This is a genomic window from Paenibacillus sp. LHD-117, from assembly GCF_030929555.1.
GTDB lineage: Bacteria > Bacillota > Bacilli > Paenibacillales > Paenibacillaceae > Pristimantibacillus.
The window spans coordinates 1-25,841 of sequence record NZ_JAVFVT010000027.1 but is presented as its reverse complement, the minus strand read 5'-3'; the positions used below and the strand labels follow the sequence as shown (position 1 = coordinate 25,841).

Annotated in this window: 28 protein-coding genes and 1 pseudogene; 23 read left to right on the top strand and 6 right to left on the bottom strand. The window is 50.4% G+C overall.

Annotation, left to right across the window (positions count from 1 at the left end; translation table 11 throughout):
- Positions 1-16: 16 nt before the first annotated feature.
- The 5 genes from RB620_RS19930 (at position 17) to RB620_RS19910 (ending at position 3,638) form a co-directional block, all read left to right on the top strand.
- A complete protein-coding gene (locus RB620_RS19930; protein ID WP_308097339.1) occupies positions 17-730 on the top strand; it encodes a Crp/Fnr family transcriptional regulator in 714 nt (237 codons plus the stop codon).
- Positions 731-1,198, top strand: coding sequence for a DMT family transporter (locus RB620_RS19925; RefSeq protein WP_308097337.1), 468 nt, complete (start codon positions 731-733; stop codon positions 1,196-1,198).
- A gap of 158 nt (positions 1,199-1,356) precedes the next feature.
- Positions 1,357-2,190: a lipase family protein gene (locus tag RB620_RS19920; RefSeq protein WP_308097335.1), complete on the top strand. Its 834-nt coding sequence runs from the start codon at positions 1,357-1,359 to the stop codon at positions 2,188-2,190.
- Complete coding sequence (locus RB620_RS19915) at positions 2,187-3,032, top strand: lipase family protein (RefSeq protein ID WP_308097333.1); 846 nt, start codon at positions 2,187-2,189, stop codon at positions 3,030-3,032. The genes RB620_RS19920 and RB620_RS19915 overlap by 4 nt, the downstream gene beginning before the upstream one ends.
- A 66-nt stretch (positions 3,033-3,098) precedes the next feature.
- Complete coding sequence (locus RB620_RS19910; protein WP_308097332.1) at positions 3,099-3,638, top strand: D-glycero-alpha-D-manno-heptose-1,7-bisphosphate 7-phosphatase; 540 nt, start codon at positions 3,099-3,101, stop codon at positions 3,636-3,638.
- A gap of 48 nt (positions 3,639-3,686) precedes the next feature.
- Here the strand turns inward: RB620_RS19910 and RB620_RS19905 are convergent, their stop codons facing one another.
- Positions 3,687-3,902, bottom strand: a complete 216-nt coding sequence (locus RB620_RS19905; protein WP_308097330.1) for an alpha/beta-type small acid-soluble spore protein — start codon at positions 3,900-3,902, stop codon at positions 3,687-3,689.
- A gap of 177 nt (positions 3,903-4,079) precedes the next feature.
- Between RB620_RS19905 and selD the strand changes: the two genes are divergently transcribed.
- The 9 genes and pseudogenes from selD to aroC all read left to right on the top strand — a co-directional run bounded on the left by selD (position 4,080) and on the right by aroC (position 15,523).
- Entirely contained in the window at positions 4,080-5,129 is a 1,050-nt protein-coding gene (gene selD / locus RB620_RS19900; RefSeq protein ID WP_308097328.1) for a selenide, water dikinase SelD, read from the top strand.
- Between the two features lie 33 nt (positions 5,130-5,162).
- A complete protein-coding gene (gene mnmH, locus RB620_RS19895; protein ID WP_308097326.1) occupies positions 5,163-6,209 on the top strand; it encodes a tRNA 2-selenouridine(34) synthase MnmH in 1,047 nt (348 codons plus the stop codon).
- Between the two features lie 32 nt (positions 6,210-6,241).
- Positions 6,242-7,569: pseudogene (locus tag RB620_RS19890) on the top strand (ATP-binding cassette domain-containing protein).
- Between the two features lie 9 nt (positions 7,570-7,578).
- Positions 7,579-8,793, top strand: coding sequence for a winged helix-turn-helix domain-containing protein (locus RB620_RS19885; protein ID WP_308097324.1), 1,215 nt, complete (start codon positions 7,579-7,581; stop codon positions 8,791-8,793).
- Between the two features lie 205 nt (positions 8,794-8,998).
- Positions 8,999-10,531, top strand: coding sequence for a spore germination protein (locus RB620_RS19880; protein ID WP_308097323.1), 1,533 nt, complete (start codon positions 8,999-9,001; stop codon positions 10,529-10,531).
- Positions 10,518-11,618 carry a Ger(x)C family spore germination protein gene (locus RB620_RS19875; protein ID WP_308097321.1) on the top strand — a complete coding sequence of 367 codons (1,101 nt, stop codon included), beginning with the start codon at positions 10,518-10,520 and terminating at the stop codon, positions 11,616-11,618. Before RB620_RS19880 ends, RB620_RS19875 begins: the two co-directional genes overlap by 14 nt.
- 19 nt (positions 11,619-11,637) lie before the next feature.
- Positions 11,638-12,756, top strand: coding sequence for a GerAB/ArcD/ProY family transporter (locus RB620_RS19870; RefSeq protein WP_308097320.1), 1,119 nt, complete (start codon positions 11,638-11,640; stop codon positions 12,754-12,756).
- Positions 12,757-12,841: 85 nt separating this feature from the next.
- Positions 12,842-14,335, top strand: a complete 1,494-nt coding sequence (locus RB620_RS19865) for an aminoacyl-histidine dipeptidase (protein ID WP_308097319.1) — start codon at positions 12,842-12,844, stop codon at positions 14,333-14,335.
- A 132-nt stretch (positions 14,336-14,467) separates the two neighbouring features.
- Positions 14,468-15,523: a chorismate synthase gene (gene aroC / locus RB620_RS19860; RefSeq protein WP_308097317.1), complete on the top strand. Its 1,056-nt coding sequence runs from the start codon at positions 14,468-14,470 to the stop codon at positions 15,521-15,523.
- Positions 15,524-15,595: 72 nt separating this feature from the next.
- Here aroC and RB620_RS19855 read toward each other — a convergent pair whose 3' ends face one another.
- From RB620_RS19855 to RB620_RS19845, 3 genes are read right to left on the bottom strand one after another with little or no spacing between them, the layout of a single operon-like run.
- Positions 15,596-15,817, bottom strand: coding sequence for a hypothetical protein (locus RB620_RS19855; RefSeq protein ID WP_308097315.1), 222 nt, complete (start codon positions 15,815-15,817; stop codon positions 15,596-15,598).
- Positions 15,818-15,873: 56 nt separating this feature from the next.
- Complete coding sequence (locus tag RB620_RS19850; RefSeq protein WP_308097313.1) at positions 15,874-16,764, bottom strand: hypothetical protein; 891 nt, start codon at positions 16,762-16,764, stop codon at positions 15,874-15,876.
- A 39-nt stretch (positions 16,765-16,803) separates the two neighbouring features.
- Positions 16,804-17,319 carry a hypothetical protein gene (locus RB620_RS19845; RefSeq protein ID WP_308097311.1) on the bottom strand — a complete coding sequence of 172 codons (516 nt, stop codon included), beginning with the start codon at positions 17,317-17,319 and terminating at the stop codon, positions 16,804-16,806.
- A 295-nt stretch (positions 17,320-17,614) separates the two neighbouring features.
- On the opposite strand from RB620_RS19845, the gene RB620_RS19840 reads away from it, so the two are divergent.
- From RB620_RS19840 to RB620_RS19820, 5 genes are read left to right on the top strand one after another with little or no spacing between them, the layout of a single operon-like run.
- On the top strand, positions 17,615-18,958 hold the full coding sequence (locus RB620_RS19840; protein ID WP_308097309.1) for a phenylacetate--CoA ligase family protein: 1,344 nt from the start codon (positions 17,615-17,617) through the stop codon (positions 18,956-18,958).
- A 30-nt stretch (positions 18,959-18,988) separates the two neighbouring features.
- On the top strand, positions 18,989-20,221 hold the full coding sequence (locus RB620_RS19835) for a phenylacetate--CoA ligase family protein (protein ID WP_308097307.1): 1,233 nt from the start codon (positions 18,989-18,991) through the stop codon (positions 20,219-20,221).
- 36 nt (positions 20,222-20,257) lie between these two features.
- A complete protein-coding gene (locus RB620_RS19830) occupies positions 20,258-21,097 on the top strand; it encodes a bifunctional 3-deoxy-7-phosphoheptulonate synthase/chorismate mutase (protein ID WP_308097306.1) in 840 nt (279 codons plus the stop codon).
- Positions 21,098-21,107: 10 nt separating this feature from the next.
- A complete protein-coding gene (locus RB620_RS19825; RefSeq protein ID WP_308097305.1) occupies positions 21,108-21,665 on the top strand; it encodes a 4-hydroxybenzoate synthetase in 558 nt (185 codons plus the stop codon).
- A gap of 16 nt (positions 21,666-21,681) precedes the next feature.
- Entirely contained in the window at positions 21,682-21,882 is a 201-nt protein-coding gene (locus RB620_RS19820) for a hypothetical protein (RefSeq protein WP_308097303.1), read from the top strand.
- Positions 21,883-21,944: 62 nt separating this feature from the next.
- On the opposite strand, the gene RB620_RS19815 is transcribed toward RB620_RS19820, so the two are convergent.
- Both RB620_RS19815 and RB620_RS19810 read right to left on the bottom strand, forming a co-directional pair.
- Entirely contained in the window at positions 21,945-22,223 is a 279-nt protein-coding gene (locus RB620_RS19815) for a hypothetical protein (protein WP_308097302.1), read from the bottom strand.
- A gap of 41 nt (positions 22,224-22,264) precedes the next feature.
- On the bottom strand, positions 22,265-22,531 hold the full coding sequence (locus RB620_RS19810; RefSeq protein ID WP_308097480.1) for a hypothetical protein: 267 nt from the start codon (positions 22,529-22,531) through the stop codon (positions 22,265-22,267).
- A gap of 177 nt (positions 22,532-22,708) precedes the next feature.
- Here RB620_RS19810 and RB620_RS19805 point away from each other — a divergent pair, with 177 nt between their 5' ends.
- The 4 genes from RB620_RS19805 to RB620_RS19790 all read left to right on the top strand — a co-directional run bounded on the left by RB620_RS19805 (position 22,709) and on the right by RB620_RS19790 (position 25,674).
- Positions 22,709-23,497, top strand: coding sequence for a CPBP family intramembrane glutamic endopeptidase (locus RB620_RS19805; RefSeq protein WP_308097300.1), 789 nt, complete (start codon positions 22,709-22,711; stop codon positions 23,495-23,497).
- A 93-nt stretch (positions 23,498-23,590) separates the two neighbouring features.
- Positions 23,591-24,340 carry a GTP cyclohydrolase II gene (locus tag RB620_RS19800; protein ID WP_308097298.1) on the top strand — a complete coding sequence of 250 codons (750 nt, stop codon included), beginning with the start codon at positions 23,591-23,593 and terminating at the stop codon, positions 24,338-24,340.
- Between the two features lie 115 nt (positions 24,341-24,455).
- On the top strand, positions 24,456-25,019 hold the full coding sequence (locus tag RB620_RS19795) for a sigma-70 family RNA polymerase sigma factor (protein ID WP_308097296.1): 564 nt from the start codon (positions 24,456-24,458) through the stop codon (positions 25,017-25,019).
- A complete protein-coding gene (locus RB620_RS19790; RefSeq protein WP_308097294.1) occupies positions 25,000-25,674 on the top strand; it encodes a DUF4367 domain-containing protein in 675 nt (224 codons plus the stop codon). The genes RB620_RS19795 and RB620_RS19790 overlap by 20 nt, the downstream gene beginning before the upstream one ends.
- Positions 25,675-25,841 lie beyond the last annotated feature (167 nt).

Here is a 25,841-nt window from a genome sequence, read left to right as displayed (position 1 = left end):
AGTGGGCCGAGGCGTTATGAAAGAGATCAAGGATAGGGATCGCATGAATGCTTACTTCAACGAATACGACTTGGCGAAAGTATTGCCGGAACCGTTGCGGGAACATCTGGCGTTGTATCGGTTCGAACCGGAAGAGGCGCTTTGCCTGCAGGGCGAGGAAGCCCATTATTTGTTCGTACTCGTGCAAGGGAAAGTAAAGGTGTTTACCACGTCGAGCGAAGGGAAAACGCTGCTCATCAATTTCATGACGCCGCTTGGGGTCATCGGCGAGATCGAATGTATTCGCGGGGTAGAGAATCTAAACACCGTAACGGCGGTTACCCCCGTTGAGGCGATCGGCCTCCATAAACGATGGTTAAGCCAATATGAGGAAGAAGCGTCTTTGCTGCGATTTTTGCTGGATATGGTAACCGAGAAATTTTATTTGAAATCGATCTCGCTTAGCTTCAACCTTCTCCATCCGGTGGAGGTCAGACTTGCCAGTTATCTGCTCTCCGTCTCGGTCGAGAATGACAAGGGGGTTCATTCGAACGTGAACCTATCGGATTTGAAGGACACGGCGAACATGATCGGAACGAGTTATCGCCACTTAAACCGCGTGCTGCAATCGTTCTGCTCCCATGGGCTGGTGGAGCGGCGAAGAGGAACGCTCCTCGTGAACGATCGGACGGGATTAACCGCGGTGGCTGGCCGCAATATTTATGAAACCGGACAAAGGAGGGAAAATTAAATGTTCATGGGCATCGCGTTGGCGCTGGCTGCAGGTTCCTTCATCAGCGTTCAAAATATGTTCAACAGCAAAGTGAACGACTTCGCCAGCTCGACGTCCACGACGGCCTTGGTGCTCGGGATGGGATTCTTGGCTTCGCTCAGCATGGGGCTGCTGTTCCATGGCACGGCATTCTGGGATTTCGGCTATATGCCAACCTGGTTCTGGTTCAGCGGCTTGCTCGGCATTGGGGTCGTCATTTGCGTCGTCAACGGCGTTAAAGAGCTTGGACCTAGCTACGGCATCTCAATCGTCATGGCATCACAGTTATTATGCGCCTTGTGGTGGGATTCCGCTGGCTGGTTCGGTCTTGAACAAGTGCCTTTCACGAATCGGAAAGCGCTGGGCGCGGTCTTGCTGATCGGCGGACTCCTCCTATTTAAGGCGAAACGGAAAGAAAAACCGAATACGGCACAAGAAGCAGCCTGAGCCATCATGGGGCTGCTTTTTTGGTGTCCCCACAACGATCTTTGCCAGTCGGCGACATCATCTTTTAGAGATGAGTTCCATATTAATAATCAAAGACCATTAACAATAAGAGGAAATGACTATGAATAAGCCTCAAAAAGCGGAAAGGAAATGGTGAGATGGGGTTCGCATATGTTTTTAACAGCAAAACAGCCATATTTCTCGCAGCGATGAGCTATCAGACTTACCCGTTCTTTTTCGAGGGAAAGCTGGTTTTGCCCAAAGGCTTCAAGCTACGCTTTACGATCCGCGCTTTTGCCGATGTCGAGAATCCGACAGAACTTGTATTCGGTTTTATTGCCGAGTCGCCGGATCAAATCGTTGTCGCGTTCAGAGGATACGCTTCGTATCCGGCAGATCTTCTTGCCGCGTATGACATCTTTTTGATCCCGTATCCATTCGTCCGAAACGGTGGGAAAACGTCGCGCGGCTTTACATGCTTGTATCGGTCAACCCGAAACCAAATCATCCGTGAATTAACCAAGCTTTCGACATCGAAAAAGTTGTATATTACCGGTCACAACTACGGCGGAGCTTTGGCCACGCTGGCCGCTTTGGATATTGCCGTAAACACCGGATTCAAGCATCCGTTTGTCTATACGTACGGCAGTCCTCGCATTGGAGACCCTGACTTTGTTTCCCGCTTCAATAGGACGGTTATAAACAGTGCGCGCATCGTCAACATTCATGATTCATTCCCAACTTTTCCGGCCCGAAGGTATCCGCCTCCATTCACTAAGAGAGGATTAACGTATCGGCATGTGCACACGAAGATCCCGATCACTTTTCAATTAAACGATGTGCCGCGTAATGACTCGATTGCCTGCTATTTTAAAAACCTGAGCCGCAAAAATCCTCTTTTTGCCAAATCATTATGTGACAATTATCCGGGATTTTGTCCTGATACCAGCATGTGTTTTCCGTTTGAATGCAAGGAGGAGTTGCCTTTATGAAGCTTTCAGGCATGTTCAACAGTGAAGAGGCGATATTGCTTGCGGCCATGATCGCGCAGTCTTATCAGCAATATGAACACGATAAGCTAGAATTGCCTAAAGGCTATTCGCTTATCTTCACCATTCGCGCTCTTGCAGGTGTCGAGGAGCCGGAGGAGGAAGTATTCGGTTACATCGCGGAGTCGAAGAATAATATCGTGATAGCTTTTAGAGGAACCCGAACATTCAGGGACAATGAGTCAGACCAGGATTTATATCAAGTTCCGTACCCTTTCGTCAGAAATTCCGGAAACACCCATCGCGGATTCACTCGCATCTATCAATCGGCAAGAAATGAGCTGATCGGAGCATTGAACAAGCTTTCCGCAGCCAAAAGACTGATGGTTGCAGGCCACAGTTTGGGCGGAGCATTAGCCGTGTTAGCTGCATTCGATATTTCGGCGAACACACGGTTTCAAAATATTTCTGTGTATACGTATGGCAGTCCGCGGGTCGGAGACCCGGACTTCGCTTCACGGTTCAACCGAACGATAATAAAAAGTTTTCGTATTATCAACATCCATGACATTATTCCGACTTTGCCGGCTAATGCGTATCCGACTCCGTTTACCAGGAACGGTTTGTTTTATCGGCATGTAAACACGAAGGTTCCGATCTCTTTCCAGCTGAACAGCTTGCCTGTCCGCAATCATGAGATTGTCTGCTATTTTAAATTCCTAAGCCGACGGGATCCTGATTTTGCAAAAGCTTTATGCGCCGAAAACCCGGGGTTTTGTCCCGATACGGGATTATGTATTCCATTTAGAGGAATATGCAGTGCGGAGGAAGACGACGAAGAATAAGCTGCCATCAGATGGATGATCCTAAAATCCGAAAGAGATCACGCTGAAATAGTCGGAGGTACGAAATTGAAAGCATTCATCCTGGATCGGGACGGAGTTATCAATAAAGGGGGCAACATTAACCGCAAAGCCGAGTTCGTGCTGCTGCCCGGGGTAACGGAGGCGATCAAGTCGCTGAACGATATGGGTTTCGAAGTGTTCGTCGCATCGAATCAGGGAGGCGTCGGGTTAGGTCATATGACGAAATCGGCGCTAAAGAGCATTAACGGTTATATGGTCACCCTTATTCGGGAAGGCGGCGGCGACATCCGCGAGGCGAGGTATTGCACGCATAAGCCTCATGCCGGATGTTCCTGCCGGAAGCCGAAGCCGGGCATGCTGAACGCGCTTATCGAAAAATACGGCATCGACCGCAGCCAAAGCTTTATGGTCGGGGACCGCGATACCGATGTGACGGCCGGGAAAAACGCGCATGTACGAACCGTTTTTCTTGGCAAAAGCATTCCGTCCGGCGCCCGGCCGGACTATCATTTCGATGATTTGCCTTCGGCAGTCGCGGGATTGCTCGCATGCAACGCGATTTCAAACGAAGAAGGCAGCCGATAACCGGCTGCCTTCTTCACCATGCTTTTCATCCAAGAGAGACTTCGTTCATTAGAAACGTTGTCCGCCGATTTGTTGCTCAGCCATTTGAACTAATTTTCTCGTGATGTAGCCACCGATGGAGCCTGCATCGCGAGTCGTCAAGTTGCCGTTGTAGCCATCTTGCGAGAGAGCGACGCCAAGTGAAGAAGCCGCTTCCACTTTCATTTGATTAATTGCTGCTTTTGCTTGCGGGACAACCAGGTTGCTTGAACTTTGTCTACTCATTGTTAATCACTCCTTATTGGGATGTAACGTTATTTTGCTTAATGGATGAAAGGTTATGCAAGACTGGCTCAAAAAGTTAGCAAGTAAATTATGGGAATTTTCCTTCGTTGATTCATCCTAATTTTTGCTGTACGATTATTTCATCATTATTGAGTCATACCGAAAGGAAATGTTGCCATGGAAACGGATTCGAAAGTGAAATTAACCTCCTTGTCCAGCAAAGGCGGTTGCGGTTGCAAAATCGGACCGGCCGACTTGGGGCAAGTCATACGCAGCCTCCCGCCAGCCGAACCTAATCCCAATTTGTTGGTCGGATTAGACACAAGCGATGATGCAGGCGTCTACCAATTAAACGATGATTTGGCCATCGTTCAAACCGTCGATTTTTTTACCCCGATCGTGGATGATCCGTATTCGTTTGGTCAAATTGCTGCGGCGAACGCCATTAGCGATATTTACGCAATGGGAGGCACGCCATTAACGGCATTAAATATCGTGGCGTTTCCGATTACGACGCTGGACAAAACCATTTTGGCCGACATTATGAGGGGAGCAGCCGATAAAGCGAAGGAAGCCGGAATAACCATCGTCGGAGGCCACTCCATTGACGATAAGGAGCCGAAATTCGGAATGGCGGTCACGGGCATCGTCCGGCCGGATCGTGTACGAACCAACGCGGGGGCGCAGACGGGAGACAATCTCATTCTAACGAAGCCGATCGGCGTAGGGATCATGACTACGGCCATCAAGAAGGAACAGCTGCAGCCCGAAGAAATCGCTCGGATTACCGAGATCATGGCAACGCTGAACAAAACGGCCGCCGAATGTATGGCGGACTATCCTGTCCATGCATGTACGGATGTTACCGGTTTCGGGCTTTTGGGACACGCGTTGGAAATGGCAAAGGGCAGCAACGCCGTTATCGCCATCAGCAGCGAGGACGTACCGGTATTGCCTAGAGCCAGAGAACTTGCTTCGCTCGGATTTGTTCCGGGCGGGACAAAAAACAATTACTCGCATATCCAATCAGACGTCACATTCCCCGATTCGATGGATCAGATCGATCAATGGATCTTATGCGATGCCGTTACCTCCGGCGGATTGCTTATCTCGTTAGGAGAACAGCACGCAGAAGCTCTGTTAACGGATTTGAAAGCGGCTGGCGTCGAAGCCGCGATCATCGGAGAAGTAACAAGCGAAGGCGCTGGCCATATTATCGTCATTTAGATACAGCTTAACGAAAGCGTGGGAATACCAGTCATGTTCCAAGACATTTCATTAGAGGATTGGAGATCGCTCAAGGATCGCGCGGGAGTTACCACGATCGATGTACGATCGCCATCCGAATATAAGCTGGCCACGATCCCCGGCAGCTTGAATATCCCGTTGTTCAACGACGAGGAACGTGCCGAAGTGGGCACCCTTTATAAACAAACAAGCATAGAAGCCGCCAAGGAGCGCGGGCTCGAGATCGTATCGGCAAAGCTTCCCTCATTCATTAAGGAATTCTCGAAAATACCGGGAAACAAAACGGTATTTTGCTGGCGAGGCGGAATGAGAAGCAAAACGACGGCAACCGTGTTGTCCTTGATGGGCATCCGTTCTTATCGGTTGACGGGAGGATACCGGACTTATCGCCAATGGGTGGTCGACCAATTGGATACTTTGACGTTCCATCCAAACTTGTTTGTCCTGCAAGGTCATACGGGTTGCGGCAAAACGGAGATTTTACATAAACTCAAGGAAAAGGGAGTTCCCGTATTGGATCTGGAAGGGATGGCGGGACATCGGGGATCGATCTTCGGCGGCATCGGGCTCGAGTCGCATAATCAGAAGATGTTCGACAGCCTGCTCCTCGAAGAGATTCTGACTATGCAGAATAGCCGGTACATCACGATCGAAGCCGAAAGCAGAAGAGTCGGGAAGGTTGTTCTGCCCGATCTGGTCATGAATAAGAAAGAGAATGGCGTCTTTATCCGAATCGAATTGCCATTAGAGGAGCGCGTGCGCCAAATTCTGCAAGACTATCGCCCTTGGGAGCATCCCGAAGCTTGCAGCCAGGCATTTAAGCGTATCAAGGCCAGAATTCATACGCCGATTGCCCACGAGATTCAAACCAGCTTGGATGCAGGGAAGTATGAAGTTGCCGTCGAAATGCTGCTGCGTTATTATTACGATCCTAGATACGCGCATTCCTTTCATCAGTACGATAACGAAGACAGCTACTTCGTCAAGGCCGCAACCGCCCTGGAAGCATTCCATCAAGTGGAACAGATTCTGGAACAACATCAACAAAATTTGCGATAAATCGATGGACGTACGGGAGGAGGACATCGGTTATGTCATTAATTCAAGTTTCGAAACTTATGTTTGCTTATGACGGCAGCTACGATAACATCTTCGAAAACGTCAATTTCCAAATCGACACCGATTGGAAATTAGGTTTTACCGGAAGGAACGGCAGGGGGAAGACCACCTTCCTAAACTTGTTGCTTGGCAAATACGAATACAGCGGAACGATCTCCGCTGCGGTCGACTTCGACTATTTCCCTTTTCCCGTCGAGAATAAGGCGAGTATGACCATCGACGTCATCGAAGCGATTTTCCCTGACTACGAACATTGGAAATTGATGCGTGAGCTGACGCTGCTGCAGGTTGGCGAGGACGCGTTATACCGGCCATTCGATTCGTTGTCGAACGGGGAACAGACGAAAGTGCTGCTGGCGGCGTTGTTCCTGAAAGAAAACAATTTCTTGCTGATCGATGAACCGACCAACCATCTTGACATGCAGGCCAGAAAACTCGTCAGCGATTATCTCAAAACCAAAAGCGGATTTATTCTGGTTTCTCACGACCGGTCGTTCCTGGATAACTGCGTCGATCATATCCTTTCCATCAATCGGACCAACATCGACATTCAAAAGGGCAATTTCTCCGATTGGTGGGAAAACAAAAAGCGGCAGGACGACTTCGAGCTTGCAGAGAACGATAAGCTGAAAAAAGACATCAAACGGTTGTCGGAAGCGGCCAAACGAACGAGCGGCTGGTCCGATGAAGTAGAGAAAACGAAAAACGGGACAAGAAATTCCGGTTCCAAGGTCGATAAAGGTTATGTCGGGCACAAGGCTGCCAAAATGATGAAAAGATCCAAATCCATCGAGCAAAGACAACATGCCACCTTGGATGAAAAGTCGAAGCTGCTCAAAAATATCGAAAGCTCCGACAGCCTGAAACTTTCGCAGCTTGCTTATCACAAAAACACGCTAGCCGAGCTTGACCATGTTTCCGTCAAATACGGCGAGAAGACGGTCTGCCGGAACATTAGCTTTACGATCGAACAAGGCGACCGAATCGCGCTTTCGGGCAAAAACGGATCCGGAAAATCAAGCATACTCAATCCATTTTGAGAAAACTCGATTTTGCCAGGGTGCAGTTCGAAAAAGATATTTCGGCTTTTAGCGGCGGCCAGAAGAAAAAAGTGCTGATCGCCAAAAACTTGTGCGAACAAGTCCATTTGCATATTTGGGATGAGCCGCTTAACTTTATCGACGTCATCTCCCGCATGCAGATTGAAGCCTTGTTGCTTGAATATGCGCCAACGATTCTGTTCGTAGAGCACGACCGCGAATTTTGCAATCATATCGCGACGAAGATCGTTGAACTATAGGAGGCTGGGATGATGGCGATACAGGTATCCAAACGAGCGCTTAGACGATTTTTATTGGAGACGCAGCTGCTGCTTGAGCCGCGGAAGGCGTTAACGGATCAAGGGCTTAATGGAAAAAGACTCGTCAGGGACGTGATCGGCCGGCTTGAATGCGTGCAGATCGATCCCGTATCGGCCGTCCGTCCGAACCAGCATCTCGTGCTGGCGGCAAGAATTCCCGGCTATGAGCCGAGGCTCTTGAACGAGCTGCTTCGGGAGCATGAGGTCTTTGAATATTTCGCTAACGCGGCTTGCGTCATTCCGATGGAGGATTACCCGTTATTCGAACCCGCGCGCGAGCGCATGCGCCACCATACTACCTCCGCGATCGAAGAGCTGCGGACGGTCGCGGAGCAAGTGCTTGACAGGTTGAGAAAAGAAGGGCCTTTGCCCGCCAAAGCGTTCGAATCGAATGAACGCGTGCACGGGTATTGGGATAATGTCAAAGCAAAAACAAAAGCGTCTTCTCACGCCATCAATTTATTAAGCGATGCCGCATTGATTCGGATCGTCGGGCGAGAAGGCAATCAGAGACTGTTCGACGTGACCGATCGAAGCGTTCCCGGCGAATTGCTGCAAGCAGCCGAGAAGATGAGCGCGGAGGAAGCACAGCACTTGATGATGCTCAAGTATTTTCGCGCGTACCGGGTATTCGAGCCAAGCGATCCGCGATTCGGCTGGCAGCGGCTAAACGCCGCGGAGCGCCGGAATGCCGTGGAGCGTTACGTGAATTCGGGAGTCCTTACGCCAGTTGAAGTGGAAGGGCTGAAGCAGCTCTATTACGTGTTATCGTCGGATGTGGAGCGAGTCATGGCGCATCAGCATACGATCAGAGACGAGGGGAAAGAGGGCGATGCCGCGATCTCTTTCCTTCCGCCCCTGGACAACTTGTTGTGGAGCCGCAAGAGGCTCGTCGATTTGTTCGATTTCGAATACCGATGGGAGATGTATACGCCGGCGATCAAGCGCAAGTACGGTTATTATGCGATGCCGATTTTAGCCGGAGACCGATTAATAGGACGGATGGACCCGCGCTTGAACGATAAAGAAAAACATCTCGACGTTCTGCTGCTGCAGATCGAGCCTCATATTAAAGTAACCGCCCGCCTGAGGAACAGGCTCGAACGCGCGGTCGAAACATTCGCCAACATCCATGGAGCGAGAACCGTGTCTCATTACAAATAAATCCTTCACATAATTTAATTTATGTAAACAAAATCGAGAGCTCCCTGACGAGATCTCTCGTTACTTTGATGAGCCTGCGCAAGCGGCTCTTTTTTGCTTTGTTCAGCCAATCGACTATCGTTCCCATGCGCTGCATATCCGCGGTCCAATCGACAAATAATACGGTGCGAACTGGAAAGTTTGACGAGAGGAGGTAACCCTGGCCATGCCGAACAGAGACTCCGCCGACACGCATCCGAACGGGCCCGGCAGGCCGAATAACAAGCCGAAAACGCTCAGGGAGCTGCTTGAGCTGGCATCGCGTTCGTTCGACTTTCATCAGTTCCATCCTTTAGAGCCAGATGAACGCGTGCGCCTCAGTTATTATTCAACGCGGATTATCCCGGAAATCGTAACCCGAGACTTGTTGCCCGTGCTGCAAAGCATGGCGGAAGCAGGACAGCTTGCTGCCTACGATGAGCTCCGCGCGCGTCTGCCGTTCGCCCAGATCGTCATGTCGGAAGACGTTTCCCGGATCGAAACGATGCTGGAGGACGGTTTTGTGCTGCTCCAGCTTCAAGGAGATACCGAGGGGGGCATGCTGATCCAAGCCCATGCCGCGTCTCTCGGTCATCGGCAGCATAACGACACCGAGAATGAGTTCAGCGTCGTTGGCCCGAAGGTGGGCTTCGTCGAAAATTTGGACGTTAACGTGAACCTGCTGCGGAAAATGATCTCCATTCCCGAACTTGTGTTCGAAGAACTCCGCATCGGTTCTTTATCCGGAACGAGAGTGTGCTTCGCATATCTGGATGGCATCACGAACCCGGAGCTGATTAATACGGTCCGCCAGAGGCTGAGCGACGTCGACTACGAAATCGTCTTCGATGCTTCTTTGCTCGATCAGCTTATATCGGATAATTCCAACTCGCCATTTCCTTTATTTCTGACGACGGAGCGGGTCGACCGTGTCGCCTATGCGGTAAGTTCCGGCCAGGTTGCGATATTTTCGAACGGATCTCCCTACGCGCTTACGGGTCCGTCCACGTTTTTGGACTTCTTCATTTCACCGGAAGACTACTATTTGCCTTGGCTGCTCGGTTCGTTCTTCCGGCTCATCCGGTTGTTTAGCGTTGCCTTTTCCATCTTCGCTTCACCGTTGTACGTAGCGATCTTGACGTTTCACTACGAAGTTTTGCCCGATTCGATCTTGGGACCGCTTATTCTATCCCGAATCAATGTGCCGTTCCCTCCTGTACTCGAAGTGATCTTCCTCGAGGTGACGATCGAGCTGCTGCGAGAGGCGGGCGCGCGACTGCCATCCAAGATCGGCCAAACGCTGGGCATCGTAGGCGGTATCGTGATCGGGCAAGCGTCCGTCCAAGCTGCGTTATCGAGCAACGTGCTGCTCATTATCGTCGCGTTGGCCGCGCTCGCGTCCTTCACGACTCCGATCTTCAAGATGGCCAATACGATTCGTTTCCTGCGATTCCCGTTCATATTGCTCGCCGCATTCTTAGGCGGTTTCGGCATCGTCATCGGATGTTTTTTCCTGCTTGGACATATGCTCCGGCTCAAATCGTTTGGATCTCCGTACCTGGTCCCTATATTCCCATTCCGCAGAGGCAACTGGAGCGATAGCGTCATACGAGCTTCCTTTCAATTCACGAGCAAACGTCCCTTCTTCCTCCGTCCGTTATCGACGGTTCGATTCAATCCCGCAACCCCGAGGAAGGAGCCGCCGGATGAAGAGGAATAATCGGATCTTCTTGACGTTCGCCGCTTCCGTTATTCTTGTCCTTGCCTGTAACGGATGCCAAAGCATGAAGCAGCGAATCGTTGACGAAATCCGGATCGTCACGGTCCTCGGTCTCGACCGGGGGGATCAGGGTTATCAAGGTACGGCGTTATTCCCGGATTTCACGAGAAAAGCGAAGGTGAACCTTCTTCAAGGCAGCGGTGAGGATCCGCTGCTGATCATGGAAAGCATGAACCGTCAATCGCCGCTTCCGATTCAGGCCGGAAAGCTGAAGTTGCTTGTCATCGGGGAACCTACGGCAAGGGAAGGCATCAAAGGCATCGTGGAGACAGTGTGCCGCGATCCGTTGATCAGTACGAGGATGCTGATTGCGATCGGATCGGGTTCGGCCCGTGAGCGTCTGTCTTTTTACTTGAACAAAGAAGGGTCCGAGCTTCCGCATTTCATGATCGAACAGAATATCGCGAACGGTAATCTCACGCCGACGAACATGCATCGGTTTTTGTACGACTTCTATGGCAAAGGACGGGACGCAATCGTTCCTTACTTATCTGAAACCCAGGACGGGAATTTGGAAATCGGCGGAATCGGCATATTTCGGAAGGATAAGCTCGCATTCCTTATGAAAGGACAAGAAATGGCTTACTTCAAGCTGCTCCATGGCATCGCCATGAACGGAGAGTTCTTCATCCAAAAGCCGGTACCGAAGAAAGACGAAGTCTTGACGCTTACAATTGCACACGGCAGCCGGAAAATTCGGTTTCGGAACGGTCCGGAAGGTCGAGAGGCGACGGTCGCGATGCGTTTGGATGGCCGCGTCAAAGGATTCCCGTCAGGCTTAGGCATCCGAATGCAGGAAAGCTACGCCAATTATCGCCAAAACATCGAAAAAGAGATGGAAGGCGAACTCGAAAAGCTGCTGTACAAGTTTCAACAAAACGGCGTCGATCCTCTCGGCATCGGCGATATGGTCCGTGCTCGCACAAGGGGCTGGGAGGAACAACGTTTTTATGAGAACGATTACGAAAAAATACGCTTCCGGGTGAAGGTTCATATGAACTTCAACGAGTCGGGCATCGGCGAATGACGGGAAAGGAGGGACGAGCATGGCCAGCAGAGTGAAGGAAAGCGCGATGATTTCTCCGGTTTTCCTCTGGATCGTATTGCACAAGTCGCAAACGGGAATCGGCGTTCTTAGCTTTCAACAAAATGTCCCCGGAGGAGCAGAGCAAGACGCGTGGATATCCTTAATCGCGGTCGGCCTGCTGGCGCATGTCATCGTCTGGATGATGTTCTCGATTCTTGGTTACGCCGAGAACGGCGATCTGCTATCGCTTCATAGGCAGCTGTTCGGCAAGTGGATCGGCAACACGTTGTCGCTCGCCTTCTACGCCTATGCCGTGCTTGCCATCGCCGTCCAGCTTCGGGCATACGTCGAAATCATTCAAGTTTGGGCATTCCCTTTCGCCTACATCTGGGGGTTGGCTCTCGTCATCGTGCTGACAGCGCTATATATCGCGGGTAGTGGCTTCCGAGTCGTGGCTGGCGCTTGTTTCTTCGGCATTTTCATTCCTTCGACATTGTTATTAACGCTTTATTTCCCGCTGACTTACGCGCATTGGGAAAACCTGCTTCCGATGTTCGACCATAACCTGCCAGAACTCGCCAAGTCCGCCCGACAATCGCTGTTTACATTCCTTGGAGCGGAATTCATGCTCATCTATTTCCCGTATATCAAGAACCGGGAACGGTCGCAGAAATGGGCGCATATCGCGATTCTTCATACCACAATAGTCTATTTGATTATCGAATTGGTCACCTTCGTCTATTTCAACATGGATCAGCTCGAAGGCACCGTCTGGCCCACTTTGATCCTCTCCAAAATTATCCGGCTTCCGTTCTTGGAGCGCTTCGATTATATTTACGTGTTCACTTGGCTGGTGGTCGTTCTTCCCATGTGTTCGCTCATGATCTGGTGTGGAACTCGTATATTAAAAAAGACAGTCAGGCTGAAGGGGAGCTACGCGTTATGGTTGACTGGAGCGGGCGCATTCGCTGGCTGCGTCGCTCTTCGCAATCCGATCGACATCGAGCAGGCTCAAGTTTTTTTAGGAGAGATCGGACTTTATCTGTTCTTGGCGTACATCCCGCTGTTGTTCGTCTTGGTGTCGATTCGGAGATGGAGAGGTCGCCAGGCGAATTCCAACGAATCGGCGAACGCATAACCAGCATACATCCTTTGGAATTAGTCCGGTTAGGTATGTTAAACTATCAACACGACCAGCATTCCATAATTAAGGAGAAACAACTATGAGCGATAGGACAACGAACGTATATAAAGGCAATTGCAAAGTATTACGGCATTTTGAGGAGCTGTCCAAAATTCCCCGCGGCTCAGGCAACGAGAAGGCGGTAAGTGATTACGTCGCGGAGTTCGCGCGGCAACGGAATTGCTCGGTCGTGCAGGACGACCGAGCAAATTTGATCATTCGGAAACCTGCGGCGGCAGGATACGAGGCGGCTAAGCCGGTTATTTTCCAAGGCCATCTGGATATGGTCTGTGAGAAAAACAAAGGAACCGAACATGATTTTACGCGGGATCCGATCCGGTTCAACATCGTTGGCGACATGATCTACGCGCAAGGCACGACCCTCGGCGCGGATAATGGCATCGCGGTCGCGACGGCGATGGCCATTATCGATTCGCCCGAGATGGCCCATCCGGAACTCGAGATTCTGATGACGACGGAAGAAGAGACCAGCATGGGAGGCGCATTCGGTATCGACGTCTCGCCGCTTAAAGGCCGCATGATGATCAACTTCGACTCCGACCGCGAAGGCATCTTGTTCGTCAGCAGTGCCGGAGGCATCAATCTCTACCATACGGTTACTGTCGCGTGGCGGGAGCGGGGAGAGGAGTCGGGGGAGCCGTATACGATTACCGTGCAAGGCTTGAAAGGCGGTCATTCCGGCGACGATATTATCCATGAGCGCGGGAATGCCAATAAATTGCTGGGCCGAATCCTCGACGACCTCCGGCGCCATGTGAACTTCGCCCTTGCCGGCGTGAACGGTGGGATGAAAGCCAATGCGATTCCGCGCGAAGCGGAGGCGGCGGTATACCTGAGTGCCGAGGAGAAAGAGGTCGCGACAACTCGCATAGCGGAGCTGAATGTCATCCTGCGGGAACAGTTCTCCGCGAACGATAATGGAGTCATTGTCCAGCTGCAAGAAGGCTTCGATACCTATGGCGGAGCCGTTGCTCCGGACCCGGTAAGGGTGTTCGCAGCCGAAACGCAATCTGCCGTTATTCGTCTCTTGGCGCTCATCCCGAACGGCGTGTTAAGCATGGACAAGGCGATCCCGAATTTGGTTCGCACCTCATCCAACCTCGGTGTCGTCACGACAAGCGGGGAGGAGGTCGTCATGCAGAGTTTGGCGCGCAGCTCTCATCGTTCTCAGGTCGATCTCGTAACCCAAATGATGGAAACGCTCGCGCAGACGGTTGAATGCGCCTTCCGTAAGGACAGCTACTTCCCTGGTTGGCCGTACCGCGAGGCCTCCAAGCTTCGCCCCGTCTTCGAAGACGTTTACGAGCGCCAATTCGGCAGTCCGATTGAAATCAAGGCGATTCATGCCGGCCTCGAATGCGGCGTGCTGATCGAAAAAATGCCCGATCTTGACGCTGTCTCCTACGGTCCGAATCTGTACGAGATCCATACGCCGCAGGAGCATTTGTCGATTTCGTCCGTAGAGCGCACTTGGGCGTTCCTGCAAGATGTGCTGCGGGAGCTGAGAGACTGAGGAGAACGAAAAGCGATACGAGATAAAGCAGTCGGTTGCCGACTGCTTTTTCTCATGACATTCAACCGATAACTTATTATCTAGCAGCTCCATATAATAGAATATAGCAATCTAACAAAGAGGTGAACGACAATGGCAGGCAATACGTTCGGCGATATGTTTAAGATTACAACCTTTGGCGAGTCCCATGGCGCGGCGGTTGGCGTTATCGTGGATGGAGTAACGCCAGGCGTCGAAATCGATGAAGCCTATATTCAGAAGCAGATGGACAGAAGGAAACCCGGCCAATCCTCCGTAACTTCGCCTCGCAAGGAATATGATATCGTCCACATCTTATCCGGCGTATTCGAGGGGAAGACAACCGGAACCCCGCTGTTTGTCATTCTTCACAACCACGATATGAGATCGGAGGCTTACAACGATATCCAAAACGCGTTTCGGCCAGGCCATGCGGATTTTACGTATTTGCAGAAATACGGCATTCGCGATTATCGGGGGAGCGGGCGGTCGTCGGGAAGAGAAACGGCAGGCAGAGTAGCGGGAGGCGCCGTAGCGAGAAAGCTGTTGGAGAAGCGGGGCGTGCAGGTGCTCGCATATACGCGGGAGATCGGCGGGATCAAGTGTCAAACGTTCGATGAAGAGAGTATCGAGCAGAACGCGGTCCGCGCCTGCGATCCGATTGCGGCAGTTCAGATGGTCCAAAAAATCGAGCAGCTAGCTTCGGTCGGCGACAGCTGCGGAGGCATCGTAGAATGCCGGATTCGCGGCGTTGTACCGGGTCTTGGAGAACCGGTATTCGATAAATTGGATGCCGAGCTGGCGAAAGCGATGCTGTCAATCGGCGCCGTGAAGGGAATCGAATTCGGAACTGGCTTCGCGGCGGCTTCCATGCTCGGAAGCGAGCATAATGACGAGATGAGCGGCAGCGGCTTTCTTAGCAACCATTCGGGCGGAATCATCGGCGGAATCAGCACCGGACAGGAGATCGTATTCCGGATCGTCGTAAAACCGACATCGTCTATTTCCGTCCCTCAGCATACGGTCAACGTCAAAGGAGAAGAACAAGTGATCAAGACGGAAGGGAGGCACGATCCATGCATTTGTCCAAGAATCGTGCCGGTTGTTGAGGCGATGGCCTGTTTGGTATTGGAAGATCAATACAAACGGCAAGCGGCCATGCTCGGTTAATCGGAAGCGAAAAAGCCCTAAACCTTCATCGGGTTTAGGGCTTTCTCGGCGTTAGCCGTTTCACCTTGTTACTTAAAGTTTTTGGAGCCGTTCTTTCACAACTTGTTGGCCAGTAGCGATAACGCCGCTGCGCAACGCCGACACGATATTGCCGAATACGATATCGGACGGTTGGTTGCCATCTTCCACCGCGTTTAGAAGTTCTCTGCCGAAATTGTTAGCGCCGCTTTTCAATGCGGATTCAACTACAGGCAGCACCTCTTTCTTAATGAGCTTAGCAAACTTATCAGACATGAATATCACCTCCTTCCCAAAATCCGGATGCCGGAGAAAGCCCCGCGCTTCTTACATTAGCGCTTCACTTTAACGATCTTGATTTGTGTCGGACGTGCTTCTTTTTTCTTGGCTTTTGGCGTTTCTTTTTCTTTTTCTTTTTCCTTCGGCTTATGTTTTTCATTTTTTTTCTGCTTTGCTTTTGCTTTTTCCACTTCTTTTAATCTTTCGATTTCTTTTAATTTCTGCTTCTGTCTTTCTTTTCTTCCTTTTTTGATCCCCTCTCCCGACCAATCCACTAGCGCGTTGCCGACCGACCGGGTAGCTTCGAGCAACAACGAAGTTGGGCTCTCTTCTATGACGGTTTCGATTGCCGGTTTGCCTTCAAGAGCTCGCTGCCTTTGTTTATAGAGCTGCTGCAATTCCGGTTTGACGGTTTGACTATCCAACCTTCTCCAGCTTGTGATCGCATCTTGGTTCCGGCCGATTCTCGCGTAAGCTTCTCCGAGTTCATAGGTGATTTGCGCATAGTCGTCCGCTCCGAGCATGTTTCCTTCGGCCTTCTGCTGACTGAGCAGAAAGGTGTAATCCTCGATCACCGTCTGCGTGCGATGGAAATGTTTCTCTGGCAGATGGTACGCGTTCTTGCCGCGAAGCAGCCGAATCATGCCGTCCTTCGGATCGTCGGCTACCGCTTTATCCAGAAACTTCAAACCGTTAAACGACCATTTCAGCTTTTCCAACTGCTTCGTTTTATCCCGTGCGATCAATATCAATGTGCTGCCATAATACGCGTCAACGAGAGGGTGTCCCGGATAGTCGACGCGCAGTTGCTGCAACAGCCGGTTTGCCTCCTGAACAGCGGCTGCGTCGCCGTCTACGCCTTCCAAATGCAGCAGGACGGCTTGATTGAGTCTTTGATTAAACGCATCGGAAGAAGCCGTTTCCTGAGTGACTAGGTTTAACACAAAGAGTTCCTTCCCTTCTGAAAATCGTTATTTTTTTTCCTACGGCTTTAGCTTCGCGAGTCGCTGCAGGACTTGTTGCGCCTTATCCGGTTTTCCGGCAATTTGGTAAGCCTTGCTCAGCTTCGTCAAAATTTCCCGGACTTGTTTCTGTGTTAAAAAATCAGCTTTGGCTTGATTTCTTGCAAGCAGGAAGGAAAAATCATCGATCGCCGTTTGCGCGGATTGAAAATAAGAATCCGGCAGCCGCAGACAAACGTTAGCGCGCAATAATCGTATTTCTTTATGGTTAGGATCGAGCGCAACGGCCCGATTAAGGGCGTCCAAACCTGTTCGCGCCTTTTCCTCTTTCTCCAAGAGCTTAACGGCATCGCGTGCCAAGAGTGCCAGCGAACTGCCGTAATAGGCCTCGATGACCGCGTTATTCGGCTCAAGACCGCGAAGCGTTAGAAGCTTTTCGTATGCGCTCATCACCGCTTTCTTGTCCCCTTCGATGCCATTGCTATGGAGTTGTTTCGCTTCCTTGAGCAGGTTCTCGCGGTAGCTGTCCATTGCCATTTCCACCAACCTCCTTCACTCGAGTATTCAGCTTCGCGATCCCCCTGAAAGCCGAGTTTCTCTACTCTATCTTTCCTGTTATCGAACGCTATGTCCTAGATACCATATGTGAGTCTTTCATTTTTCGATTGGATAATAGACTTACTTTTTTCAAAATGTACCTTTGTCCGAGTCAAGTCTATCAATCGTTGCATTTCTTATTAAAGGAATTAGGAAGGAGGTACCGCTTCGCGCGCAACCAAGCAACGAAGACTGCGGGCTTAACGACTAATCGACATTGGATTGGAGGATTTTCATGAAATTGCAAACCCATAAAATGACGGTTTCCATGGATGACCATACGTCCCATTTGGAACAATTCAAAGATTTTTTCAAACAATTGGATGACGAAAATAAAACGATAGAAAAATTGCCGAGGCAAAAAATAGAAGACTATCAATTGAAAGCGATCAACGCAACGCTAAATCATATCTGGAACCGGAATGAATACTATCGTTCAAAGCTGGAAGAAAACGGATTTCAGACGCCGAAAATCGATAGTTTGGAGCAGCTATCGTCCATACCGCTGTTGAATAAAAACGTGATTCGGGGAGATAAACAAAAGATTTTGTGCGTAGAGCCGAAAGAAATCGGGCAGGTTCACCTCACGAGCGGAACTTCGGGCAAACCGATCTATACCTCCTACACGTTAGCCGATCAATATGTTTACGATTTGTTGCCAAAGTACTTGGAATTGTTTAAGGAGTCCGATGTGGATGTGGCTGCGGTCGCGCTTCCATATGAATTTGCCCTGCCCGGATTAGGATTTCAGCGGTTGTTTCAATTTGCGTTTGGAACGGCGGTCCTGTCGCTTGGCAAAGGCGGCTACATGGCGCCCGTCGACAAGTCCTTGGAATTAATGAAGGAGTTCCAGGCAACGGTTCTGGCTACGACTCCATCCTACGCGGCGCTCTTGGCGGAAGAAAGCGAGAAGTGCGGGATCAAAATCGGCGAAGATATCCGTTTGAAAAAAATCGTGCTTACCGGAGAAGGCTGCTCCCATTCCTTCCGAGAGCGTCTGGAAAAATGGTGGGGATGCGAAGTGTCGTTCTTCTACGGATCGACCGAATGCGGGGTCGTCGCCGTCGAATGCAGCAAACACAAAGGGTATCACGTGATGGAAGGGCATGTGAAAGTAGAAATCATTCATCCCGATACGCAGGAAAAACTGCCTTACGGCAAAATTGGCGAAATCGTCGTCACGACGCTTCTGCGCGAAGGGATGCCCATGGTGCGATACCGCACGGGGGATATCGGATATTTGCAAAGCTCCAATTGCGATTGCGGGATCACGATGGACGTGTTGCATCTGAGAGGCAGGATGGAGAGCATTCTGAACCTGGGAGGCGAGGAATACTCTCCGTTCTTGTTAGAACAATTCCTGATGGAAGTTCCGGATGTGGGCATGTGGTATCACCTCAAGCTTAATGAAGGGAAATTAATGATCGAAGCAGAGCCGTTCCGGACGACATTGAGCGACGAGCAATTAGCCGAGAAAGTCCGACAGCATATGGCTGATCGGATCGGAATCGAGTGCGAAGTAGACATCAGGCGCGATATCCCACGTACCTTCGGCAAAGCAACCCGAATCCTCAGTTAGTCCAGCCTCATGCCGAGAGGAGGTGCATAAATGAACAACCATAGAGAGCGGGAGGGGCAGTTCAAAGATTTGTTCGCACGCCTTGCCCATTCTCCTCTTTATAAGGCGAAATTATCGGGCTATGAACCGGAACACATCAGTTTGGACCGCATGGAAACCATGCCGCTGACGACAAAAGAAGATCTCCGGAAAGCCGGCACCTTCGGCCACCTTGCCGTCGAAATGAAGAAGGTAGCCCAGTACTTCGAATCGACCGGCACGACCGGAGAGCCCTCCGCTTCCTGGTTTACGCAAGAAGATTTGAGAGTCGGAGGGAAACAACTGGAGGAATGCGGCGTTCGTCTCGCGGCAGATGATCTTGTGTTGATTCGATTTCCTTACGCGATGGCGCTTCCGGCTTTCTTGATGCAGCAAGCCGCATGGCAGTCCGGAGCCGGGGTCGTACCCGCGAGCGGACGAACCGTCGTTACGCCGTACCCCAGGGTGCTGGATCTGATGAAACGGCTTCGCGTCACCGTGATCGCGGGGCTCCCTCGCGAGATGGAGCTGCTTGCCGAAACCGCGCGATTGCTTGGAACAGCTTCGAACAACGATTTCCCCGCGCTGCGAGCGATTTGCGTTGCCGGCGAATTGATGAGCGACAAACGAAGGAGCCATATCGAAAGGCTTTGGGGCGTACCCGTATTCAACATGTACGGATCGACCGAAACCGCGAATATCGCTGCCATGTGCGAATTCGGCTCGATGCATATCGTGGAACGGGATTTTATCGTAGAAGCGCTGAACGAAGACGGTTCAGGTCCGGTTGCGCAAGGGGAGAGGGGGTTTGCGGCCATTACAACGCTTTCCCATCAAGGATCCCCGCTGCTGAGATATTTTAATGAAGATATTATCGCGATCGAACCTTCCGACTGTTCATGCGGACGAAAGGCGGGAAAGCTGCAGCATTACGGAAGACACAAGGATCGAATCCGAATCGGCAGAGCCGTCTTGGACGCCTATGACATTCAAGAAGCCGTATATGCATTATCTCCCGTTCCCGATGCTTGGAAGGTGTTGGAACAAGAGAACGGACTGCGTTTTCTTCTTGATTCGCATAATTCCGGCAACTGGTCGGCGGCGGATATCGGATCCGTATTATCCGATACGCTGCAAGTTCCCGTCACCGTCGAGATCATGGACAACGCCATGCTGCTGGATCGCGTTGGGCTCGTGAACAACGTTCCGTCGACCAAACCGATCTATATTCAAAAAAAAGGATAGGACGACAATCATTTGAGAGAAAAGGAGAGTGTCAGCATGAGCCCAGAAGGAAAAAAGGATGCGGCAACCGAACGCAAGCTCCTAGTCAGCCGCCAATCCAAAAACGAGGACACGGTTATCCATGTCAAGCAAGCCGCAATCGGAGGCTCCTCGCATGTCTTGATTGCCGGTCCTTGCTCCATAGAATCCAGAGATCAACTTCTGACGGTTGCAAAAGCGATGAAGCAAGAAGGCGTTACGGTCTTGCGCGGAGGCGCGTTCAAACCTAGAACTTCCCCGTATGATTTTCAAGGGCTTGGATTAGAGGGCTTGAAAATCATGAAAGAAATCGCCGATGAAGTCGGAATGGTGACGATCAGCGAAATCATGAGTCCTGAACAGATCGATATGGCGGCCCCCTATATCGATATTTTTCAGATCGGCGCCCGAAATATGCAGAACTTCGAATTGCTGAAAGCGGTCGGCCGGTCCAAGAAACCGGTGCTGTTGAAACGCGGGCTTTCCGCAACGCTCGAGGAGTTTATATTGGCTGCCGAATATTTGATATACAACGGAAACGATCAAGTGATGTTGATCGAGCGCGGGATAAGAACCTTTGAGAAGTGGACTCGGAATACGCTCGATATATCCGCCATCCCGATATTGAAACAAGAGACCCATCTTCCGGTTCTCGTGGATGTCACCCATTCCACCGGTCGCAAGGATATCCTGCTTGCCTGCGCGAAAGCCGCTCTTGCCGCGGGTGCCGACGGCATCATGGTCGAGGTCCATCCGAATCCGCAAGACGCGCTCTCCGACGCGAAGCAGCAGATCAACGTCGACGAATTCCATGCATTCTGGAAGGGACTCCGCGATTCAGGCTTGTATCATGGATAGGAGGCCGGATGTGGAAGAGAAATTGGATTTTTTGTACAACTTGATATTCGACATGCTGCTGGTTACGGATGGACGAACCACGGATCTGCTCGAAACCATGTTGGATGAAAAGTTGCTCGTCTCCGTCATTAAACAAGAACGATTGAATGAAGAGCAAGGCGAGTTTCATGGCCGTTCCTCCAGCGCTCCTTATTATATGAGAGAATCGATCTTGATCGGCGATAGAAGCGGACTTATCGTATCGCACAATATCGCGCTCGTCCATTCGAAGAACGTGCCGCCAGCTTTATTCGAGAAGATCGCGCACAAACAAGAAGGCATTGGCAAAGCAATCAGCTCCATTGGTTTGGAATCGTTGAGGAAAGTCGTAGATACAGGGGCTATAAGCGGGGAAGCTGCCGTCGATTTGTTCCAAAAGCCGATCGCGCTCCGCTTTCCCGAGCTTCGCGATCAAGTTCCCTACAAGAAATACGTCATCTATTTCGGACTTGTCCCGGGGATTCAAATGCTTGAATATTATAATCCGGCAATTCCAAGTCATCGTTTGAATCAGGTGTTTAATTCATAAGGAAGGAGGAATTAGCGTGAGAAACAAAATGACGGAAGAGCAAAAACAAGCTGAAAAGCTATCGAAGGAAGAAGAGAAAGAAAAAGCCAAAGAACTGAAGAACGAAGAGAAGCGGAAACTGAAAGAAGAAAAAGAACAGCTAAAGGAGCAAGAGCGCCTCGAGAAGCTTAATAGCAAATCGGTAAAACGCAAACAGGAAGACGAGTCGATCGGTTGAAGCATAATAAAAAAAACGACTGCTTCCCAGATCGATCGAATCTGGGGAGCGGCCCTTTTTTTCTAGTCTTTCGAATTATTTTTTTTCGTCTGATGAAAGTATTCCATTCCCGACTTAATGATTTGTTCGCCAGCGTGCTGAACGCCGGTTTTCACGGCAGCCATTAGTTTTCCCGCAGGGATATTGGATGGTTGATCCAAATCCACCAAAGCTTCAATAAGCTGTTTTCCGGCTGCATTCGCGCCGCTTTTCACAGCCGATGCATAGCCGTTCGCGAAATGAAGAAACTCGCGTTTGATATCGTCGAATATTTTGGAGCTGTCTTTATGATCCGATGCCATACGCTTCACCTCCTCTCAAAATGGACTGATGAAGCGCCTTGTTAGGTTCCGGAATTGTCCGGATCAGTGTTGTCTGGCAATTCTTCACGCTCCGTTGATCGTCGATCTTCCGAATCTTTCTCCCTTTTCGCCGTCGCTTTTTCGTTCCGCATGGTAACGGCATTTACTTTAACCCTTCGAGGCTTGCTTTCCAAATAGAGCTTCAACATGGCCACAATGACCCCGGCTACAAGAACGAACGCGATGACACCCGCTAATGTTAAACCAAGTATGAATATCGCTCTATCTAAAAATCCCATTTTTTTCATATCCAAAACATTCCCACATCCCTTATTCTAGTTGCCTTTCACGATAATTCAGTATATGTTTGGGTATCCTCGATCATATGGGTACATGCATAATGTCCGGAGTAATTCCGCTAACGTCCACCCCAAAGCTACAAAGCGGCATATAAGTATAGCAGGAAACTGTGAGGAGGGTGATCGATGCTGCAGGTCGGCTTCCTGGGGAAAATTACATCCTTGCTTTTGTTCGGATCGCTCATCGTGTTTCTACAATTGAATGACTATCTGCTGATCGGTTTATGGGGAGTTTGTGCCTGTTTGCTCTACATCAATAAGCAATTGAGACCATTTCTGATTACAACCTTCTGTTTGGGAATCGGATTTTTTTTATATTTGCAAGTAAACTCGCGTTTGATCACGGAATTGAATCCGAAAGAGTGGCATATCGTTTTAAACAGATTGTCGCTGATCGTTATATTGATTCCGCTCCTTGTTTTATCCCTTGCCTATCGTTTACCATTTATGAACTATTGGATGAGACCGCATTGGAACGAGCGGATCGGCATCCCGTTTATTTGGTCGGGCTTTCGCCAAACGAAAGTCCATTATTTTTTGTTCATATCGTTAACCGTCGTCCTATTTTCTTTTATGCCGCTTGTCATCCTTAAAGGCTTGGATCATTTCCAAGAAGTTTGGTTATTTGCGATCGTTTTCTCAATTGCGAACTTGCTTGAGGAGATCATTTGGCGAGGAGCACTTCTTAGTCGATTCTCGGAGCAATGGGGCGATAAATGGGGCGTTATCTTAACGAGCGTTGGTTTTGGATTACAACATTATTCCCTGGGTTATTCTTGGTGGATTTGCGCAGCCTTTGCGGTAGGCGGTGTGTATTTCGGAGGCATTACGGTTCAATCAAAAAGCATTGTCCCGGTCTTGATTTGGCATTGGGCGATAAATGCCTTAATGGTTTTCAGCGGACTTGTTATATGACATTAATAGGTTATAATTGCCTTAGGATTGTATATGGCAGCATTCCTTGAGGAAAGATTTAATGACAAGATGAATCTTAAAGGAGACCTTCGCATGTCTGTTCTGCAAGAGAAAGTCATTTCGATTTTGGAGAAAAAAATTAAACTCATACAAAGCGAAGGGAAAGCTCTATACCTTGTTGGACCTATTCAGTTGCCGATGAGCTTGGATGGCGCAACCGTCACGTTTCAATGGTATTGTTGGCTGCAGTGCAAAGAAGTCACCGAAGATTTCGAACGGATCGTCGAGAAATTAACTTCCATTAATTTAGCCGAGATGCAGCAATCCAGCGTTTTGGTGTACGGGGATTTCCTCAATCACGAGGAAGCGCTGATTCGGATGCATTCCATCTGCCATACGGGAGATATATTCGGCAGCAAGCGATGCGACTGCGGATTCCAATTGGAGCAATCTTTGAAGATGATCGTTAATCACGGCACTGGCGCCTTATTCTATCTCGCCAATCACGAAGGGCGAGGTATTGGTTTGTTCAGCAAAGCTATGGCTTATGTTCTGCAAGAAAACGGCTACGATACCGTAGAAGCCAATTTGAAGCTTGGTTTCGCTGACGATGCCCGAAACTACGGTGATGCCATTCAAGTGTTAAAATCGCTTCGGACAAAACCGGTTACGCTGATCACGAATAATCCCAAAAAATTAGATGCGCTCAAAAACTCCGGTATGGATGTATCGGAAAGGGTTCCGCTTTGGGGCAATGTCTCGGAATATAACGAAAAATATTTGCAAACCAAGATTGAGCGTTCCGGCCACTTGGAGGCCGCGGGCACTTGTCCGAATGACTGAGGTAACGAGAGATGAGCAAATCCTTTGCTGAGCGCCGGCAGCAAAGGATTTTTTTCGTTCCTGTTGCAGCGGATCGCGCACATAGACCGTCTAATAGGGTGGAGGTGGTTATCTCGTGAAGCCGGCCGGCTTGAAAACCAATGAAAACTATTCGAAAGATCCCGTGGAAGCCCTTGAACAGCTCATGGATAAATTCGGCGCCATCGTCATGCGAACCGCTTATTTCTATACAGGCGATCGGCATCTTGCGGAGGATATGAGCCAGGAAGTATTCCTGCGCGCTTATCGCAAGTGGACTTCGTTCAGGGGAGACAGCAGCATCAAAACCTGGTTGACGGCGATCACCGTCAACGTATGCAGAGACAAGATGGGCGCACGAATGTTCTCGGAGCAACCGGCCGACCTTAGTCGAATCGAGCGGGGAAGAACAATCAGCGTCGAGGATGAGGCGATTGAAAAACTGGAGAAAAGCGAAGTGTTGCAGCATTTGCTTCGTTTGCCCTTGCCGTACCAAGAAGCCTTATATCTGTATTATTATTTGGACCTTGGAACTCGGGAGATCGCGGAAGCGACATCTTCACCCGAAGGAACCGTTCGAAACAGACTGCACCGCGCACGCGAAGCGTTAGCCCGGGAAATGAAAAAGGAGGAACGTACCGATGCAGGACATCGATCGTAATATGCATCATAAGATTCAAAAGGAATCGGATGATATCTTGTTTACACGAATGGAGTTAAGCGAACAAGTGAAACAAAAGATTCGCCAGCAAGCGGCAGCGGAGACAGGGGGACGCCGATTCGCGCTCCCGAAATCGTGGATCATGGGAGCGGCGGCGGCATTGGTTGCGGCTGTTATCCTGATCGCGGGGCTCCAGCAACCATCTGCTCCCGGTGAATATCCGATCGACAGCGTGCCGCCGACGAACGAAGGAACCGTCGGTTCGGAGCTGTCTCAGCTGGTCACGACCTCGCTTGCCTCCGTGGAAGAAGCGAGATCTGCCTTTGGAGAGGGCCTGCTTGTGCCAAGCTTCGTACCGGAGGGCTTTGCGCTTTCAGAGATGGCGGCGGTAGGCTTGGAAGGCGAACCGGCAAGGGATGTGCTCTTCACTTATAATTCGGGCGAGAAGACGGTTACCTTCAGCACCAGTCGCATGCCGGCCGTCTTCCCGCAAGAATTGTTTTCGCCGACGCAAGTAGGTGGGGCCGACGGCTATGTGTTCGAACAGCCCGAGCTCGTCGAATTGTATTGGATGTCGGACGGCGTTCAATATGGCATCGTCGGCAACCTGTCGGCCGAAGACGCGATGAAGCTCGCCGAATCGGCAACGCCGTAACAATGATACGAAAAAACCGCCGTCAACAGGACGGCGGTTTTTGAATTTATGTACGCCCAGCATGGGCGTCATCTCTAGGGTGAGAGTCCCGAACGGGGGCTGGCGAACGCCTACCGTTAGCCAAGAGCAAGGGTGTCTATCGCGAGGTAGAATCTGAAGGAAGCTGG

What these genes read in the sequence shown, in the direction of transcription:
- RB620_RS19810 (WP_308097480.1), bottom strand. Translation starts at nt 22,531, where the DNA reads ATGAAAAAAATGGGATTTTTAGATAGAGCGATATTCATACTTGGTTTA.
- RB620_RS19815 (WP_308097302.1), bottom strand. Translation starts at nt 22,223, where the DNA reads ATGGCATCGGATCATAAAGACAGCTCCAAAATATTCGACGATATCAAA.
- RB620_RS19905 (WP_308097330.1), bottom strand. Translation starts at nt 3,902, where the DNA reads ATGAGTAGACAAAGTTCAAGCAACCTGGTTGTCCCGCAAGCAAAAGCA.
- RB620_RS19915 (WP_308097333.1), top strand. Translation starts at nt 2,187, where the DNA reads ATGAAGCTTTCAGGCATGTTCAACAGTGAAGAGGCGATATTGCTTGCG.
- RB620_RS19865 (WP_308097319.1), top strand. Translation starts at nt 12,842, where the DNA reads ATGAGCGATAGGACAACGAACGTATATAAAGGCAATTGCAAAGTATTA.
- RB620_RS19880 (WP_308097323.1), top strand. Translation starts at nt 8,999, where the DNA reads ATGCCGAACAGAGACTCCGCCGACACGCATCCGAACGGGCCCGGCAGG.
- aroC (WP_308097317.1), top strand. Translation starts at nt 14,468, where the DNA reads ATGGCAGGCAATACGTTCGGCGATATGTTTAAGATTACAACCTTTGGC.
- RB620_RS19845 (WP_308097311.1), bottom strand. Translation starts at nt 17,319, where the DNA reads ATGGCAATGGACAGCTACCGCGAGAACCTGCTCAAGGAAGCGAAACAA.
- RB620_RS19790 (WP_308097294.1), top strand. Translation starts at nt 25,000, where the DNA reads ATGCAGGACATCGATCGTAATATGCATCATAAGATTCAAAAGGAATCG.
- RB620_RS19930 (WP_308097339.1), top strand. Translation starts at nt 17, where the DNA reads ATGAAAGAGATCAAGGATAGGGATCGCATGAATGCTTACTTCAACGAA.
- selD (WP_308097328.1), top strand. Translation starts at nt 4,080, where the DNA reads ATGGAAACGGATTCGAAAGTGAAATTAACCTCCTTGTCCAGCAAAGGC.
- RB620_RS19855 (WP_308097315.1), bottom strand. Translation starts at nt 15,817, where the DNA reads ATGTCTGATAAGTTTGCTAAGCTCATTAAGAAAGAGGTGCTGCCTGTA.
- RB620_RS19870 (WP_308097320.1), top strand. Translation starts at nt 11,638, where the DNA reads ATGGCCAGCAGAGTGAAGGAAAGCGCGATGATTTCTCCGGTTTTCCTC.
- mnmH (WP_308097326.1), top strand. Translation starts at nt 5,163, where the DNA reads ATGTTCCAAGACATTTCATTAGAGGATTGGAGATCGCTCAAGGATCGC.
- RB620_RS19885 (WP_308097324.1), top strand. Translation starts at nt 7,579, where the DNA reads ATGATGGCGATACAGGTATCCAAACGAGCGCTTAGACGATTTTTATTG.
- RB620_RS19830 (WP_308097306.1), top strand. Translation starts at nt 20,258, where the DNA reads ATGAGCCCAGAAGGAAAAAAGGATGCGGCAACCGAACGCAAGCTCCTA.
- RB620_RS19920 (WP_308097335.1), top strand. Translation starts at nt 1,357, where the DNA reads ATGGGGTTCGCATATGTTTTTAACAGCAAAACAGCCATATTTCTCGCA.
- RB620_RS19925 (WP_308097337.1), top strand. Translation starts at nt 731, where the DNA reads ATGTTCATGGGCATCGCGTTGGCGCTGGCTGCAGGTTCCTTCATCAGC.
- RB620_RS19835 (WP_308097307.1), top strand. Translation starts at nt 18,989, where the DNA reads ATGAACAACCATAGAGAGCGGGAGGGGCAGTTCAAAGATTTGTTCGCA.
- RB620_RS19800 (WP_308097298.1), top strand. Translation starts at nt 23,591, where the DNA reads ATGTCTGTTCTGCAAGAGAAAGTCATTTCGATTTTGGAGAAAAAAATT.
- RB620_RS19840 (WP_308097309.1), top strand. Translation starts at nt 17,615, where the DNA reads ATGAAATTGCAAACCCATAAAATGACGGTTTCCATGGATGACCATACG.
- RB620_RS19875 (WP_308097321.1), top strand. Translation starts at nt 10,518, where the DNA reads ATGAAGAGGAATAATCGGATCTTCTTGACGTTCGCCGCTTCCGTTATT.
- RB620_RS19805 (WP_308097300.1), top strand. Translation starts at nt 22,709, where the DNA reads ATGCTGCAGGTCGGCTTCCTGGGGAAAATTACATCCTTGCTTTTGTTC.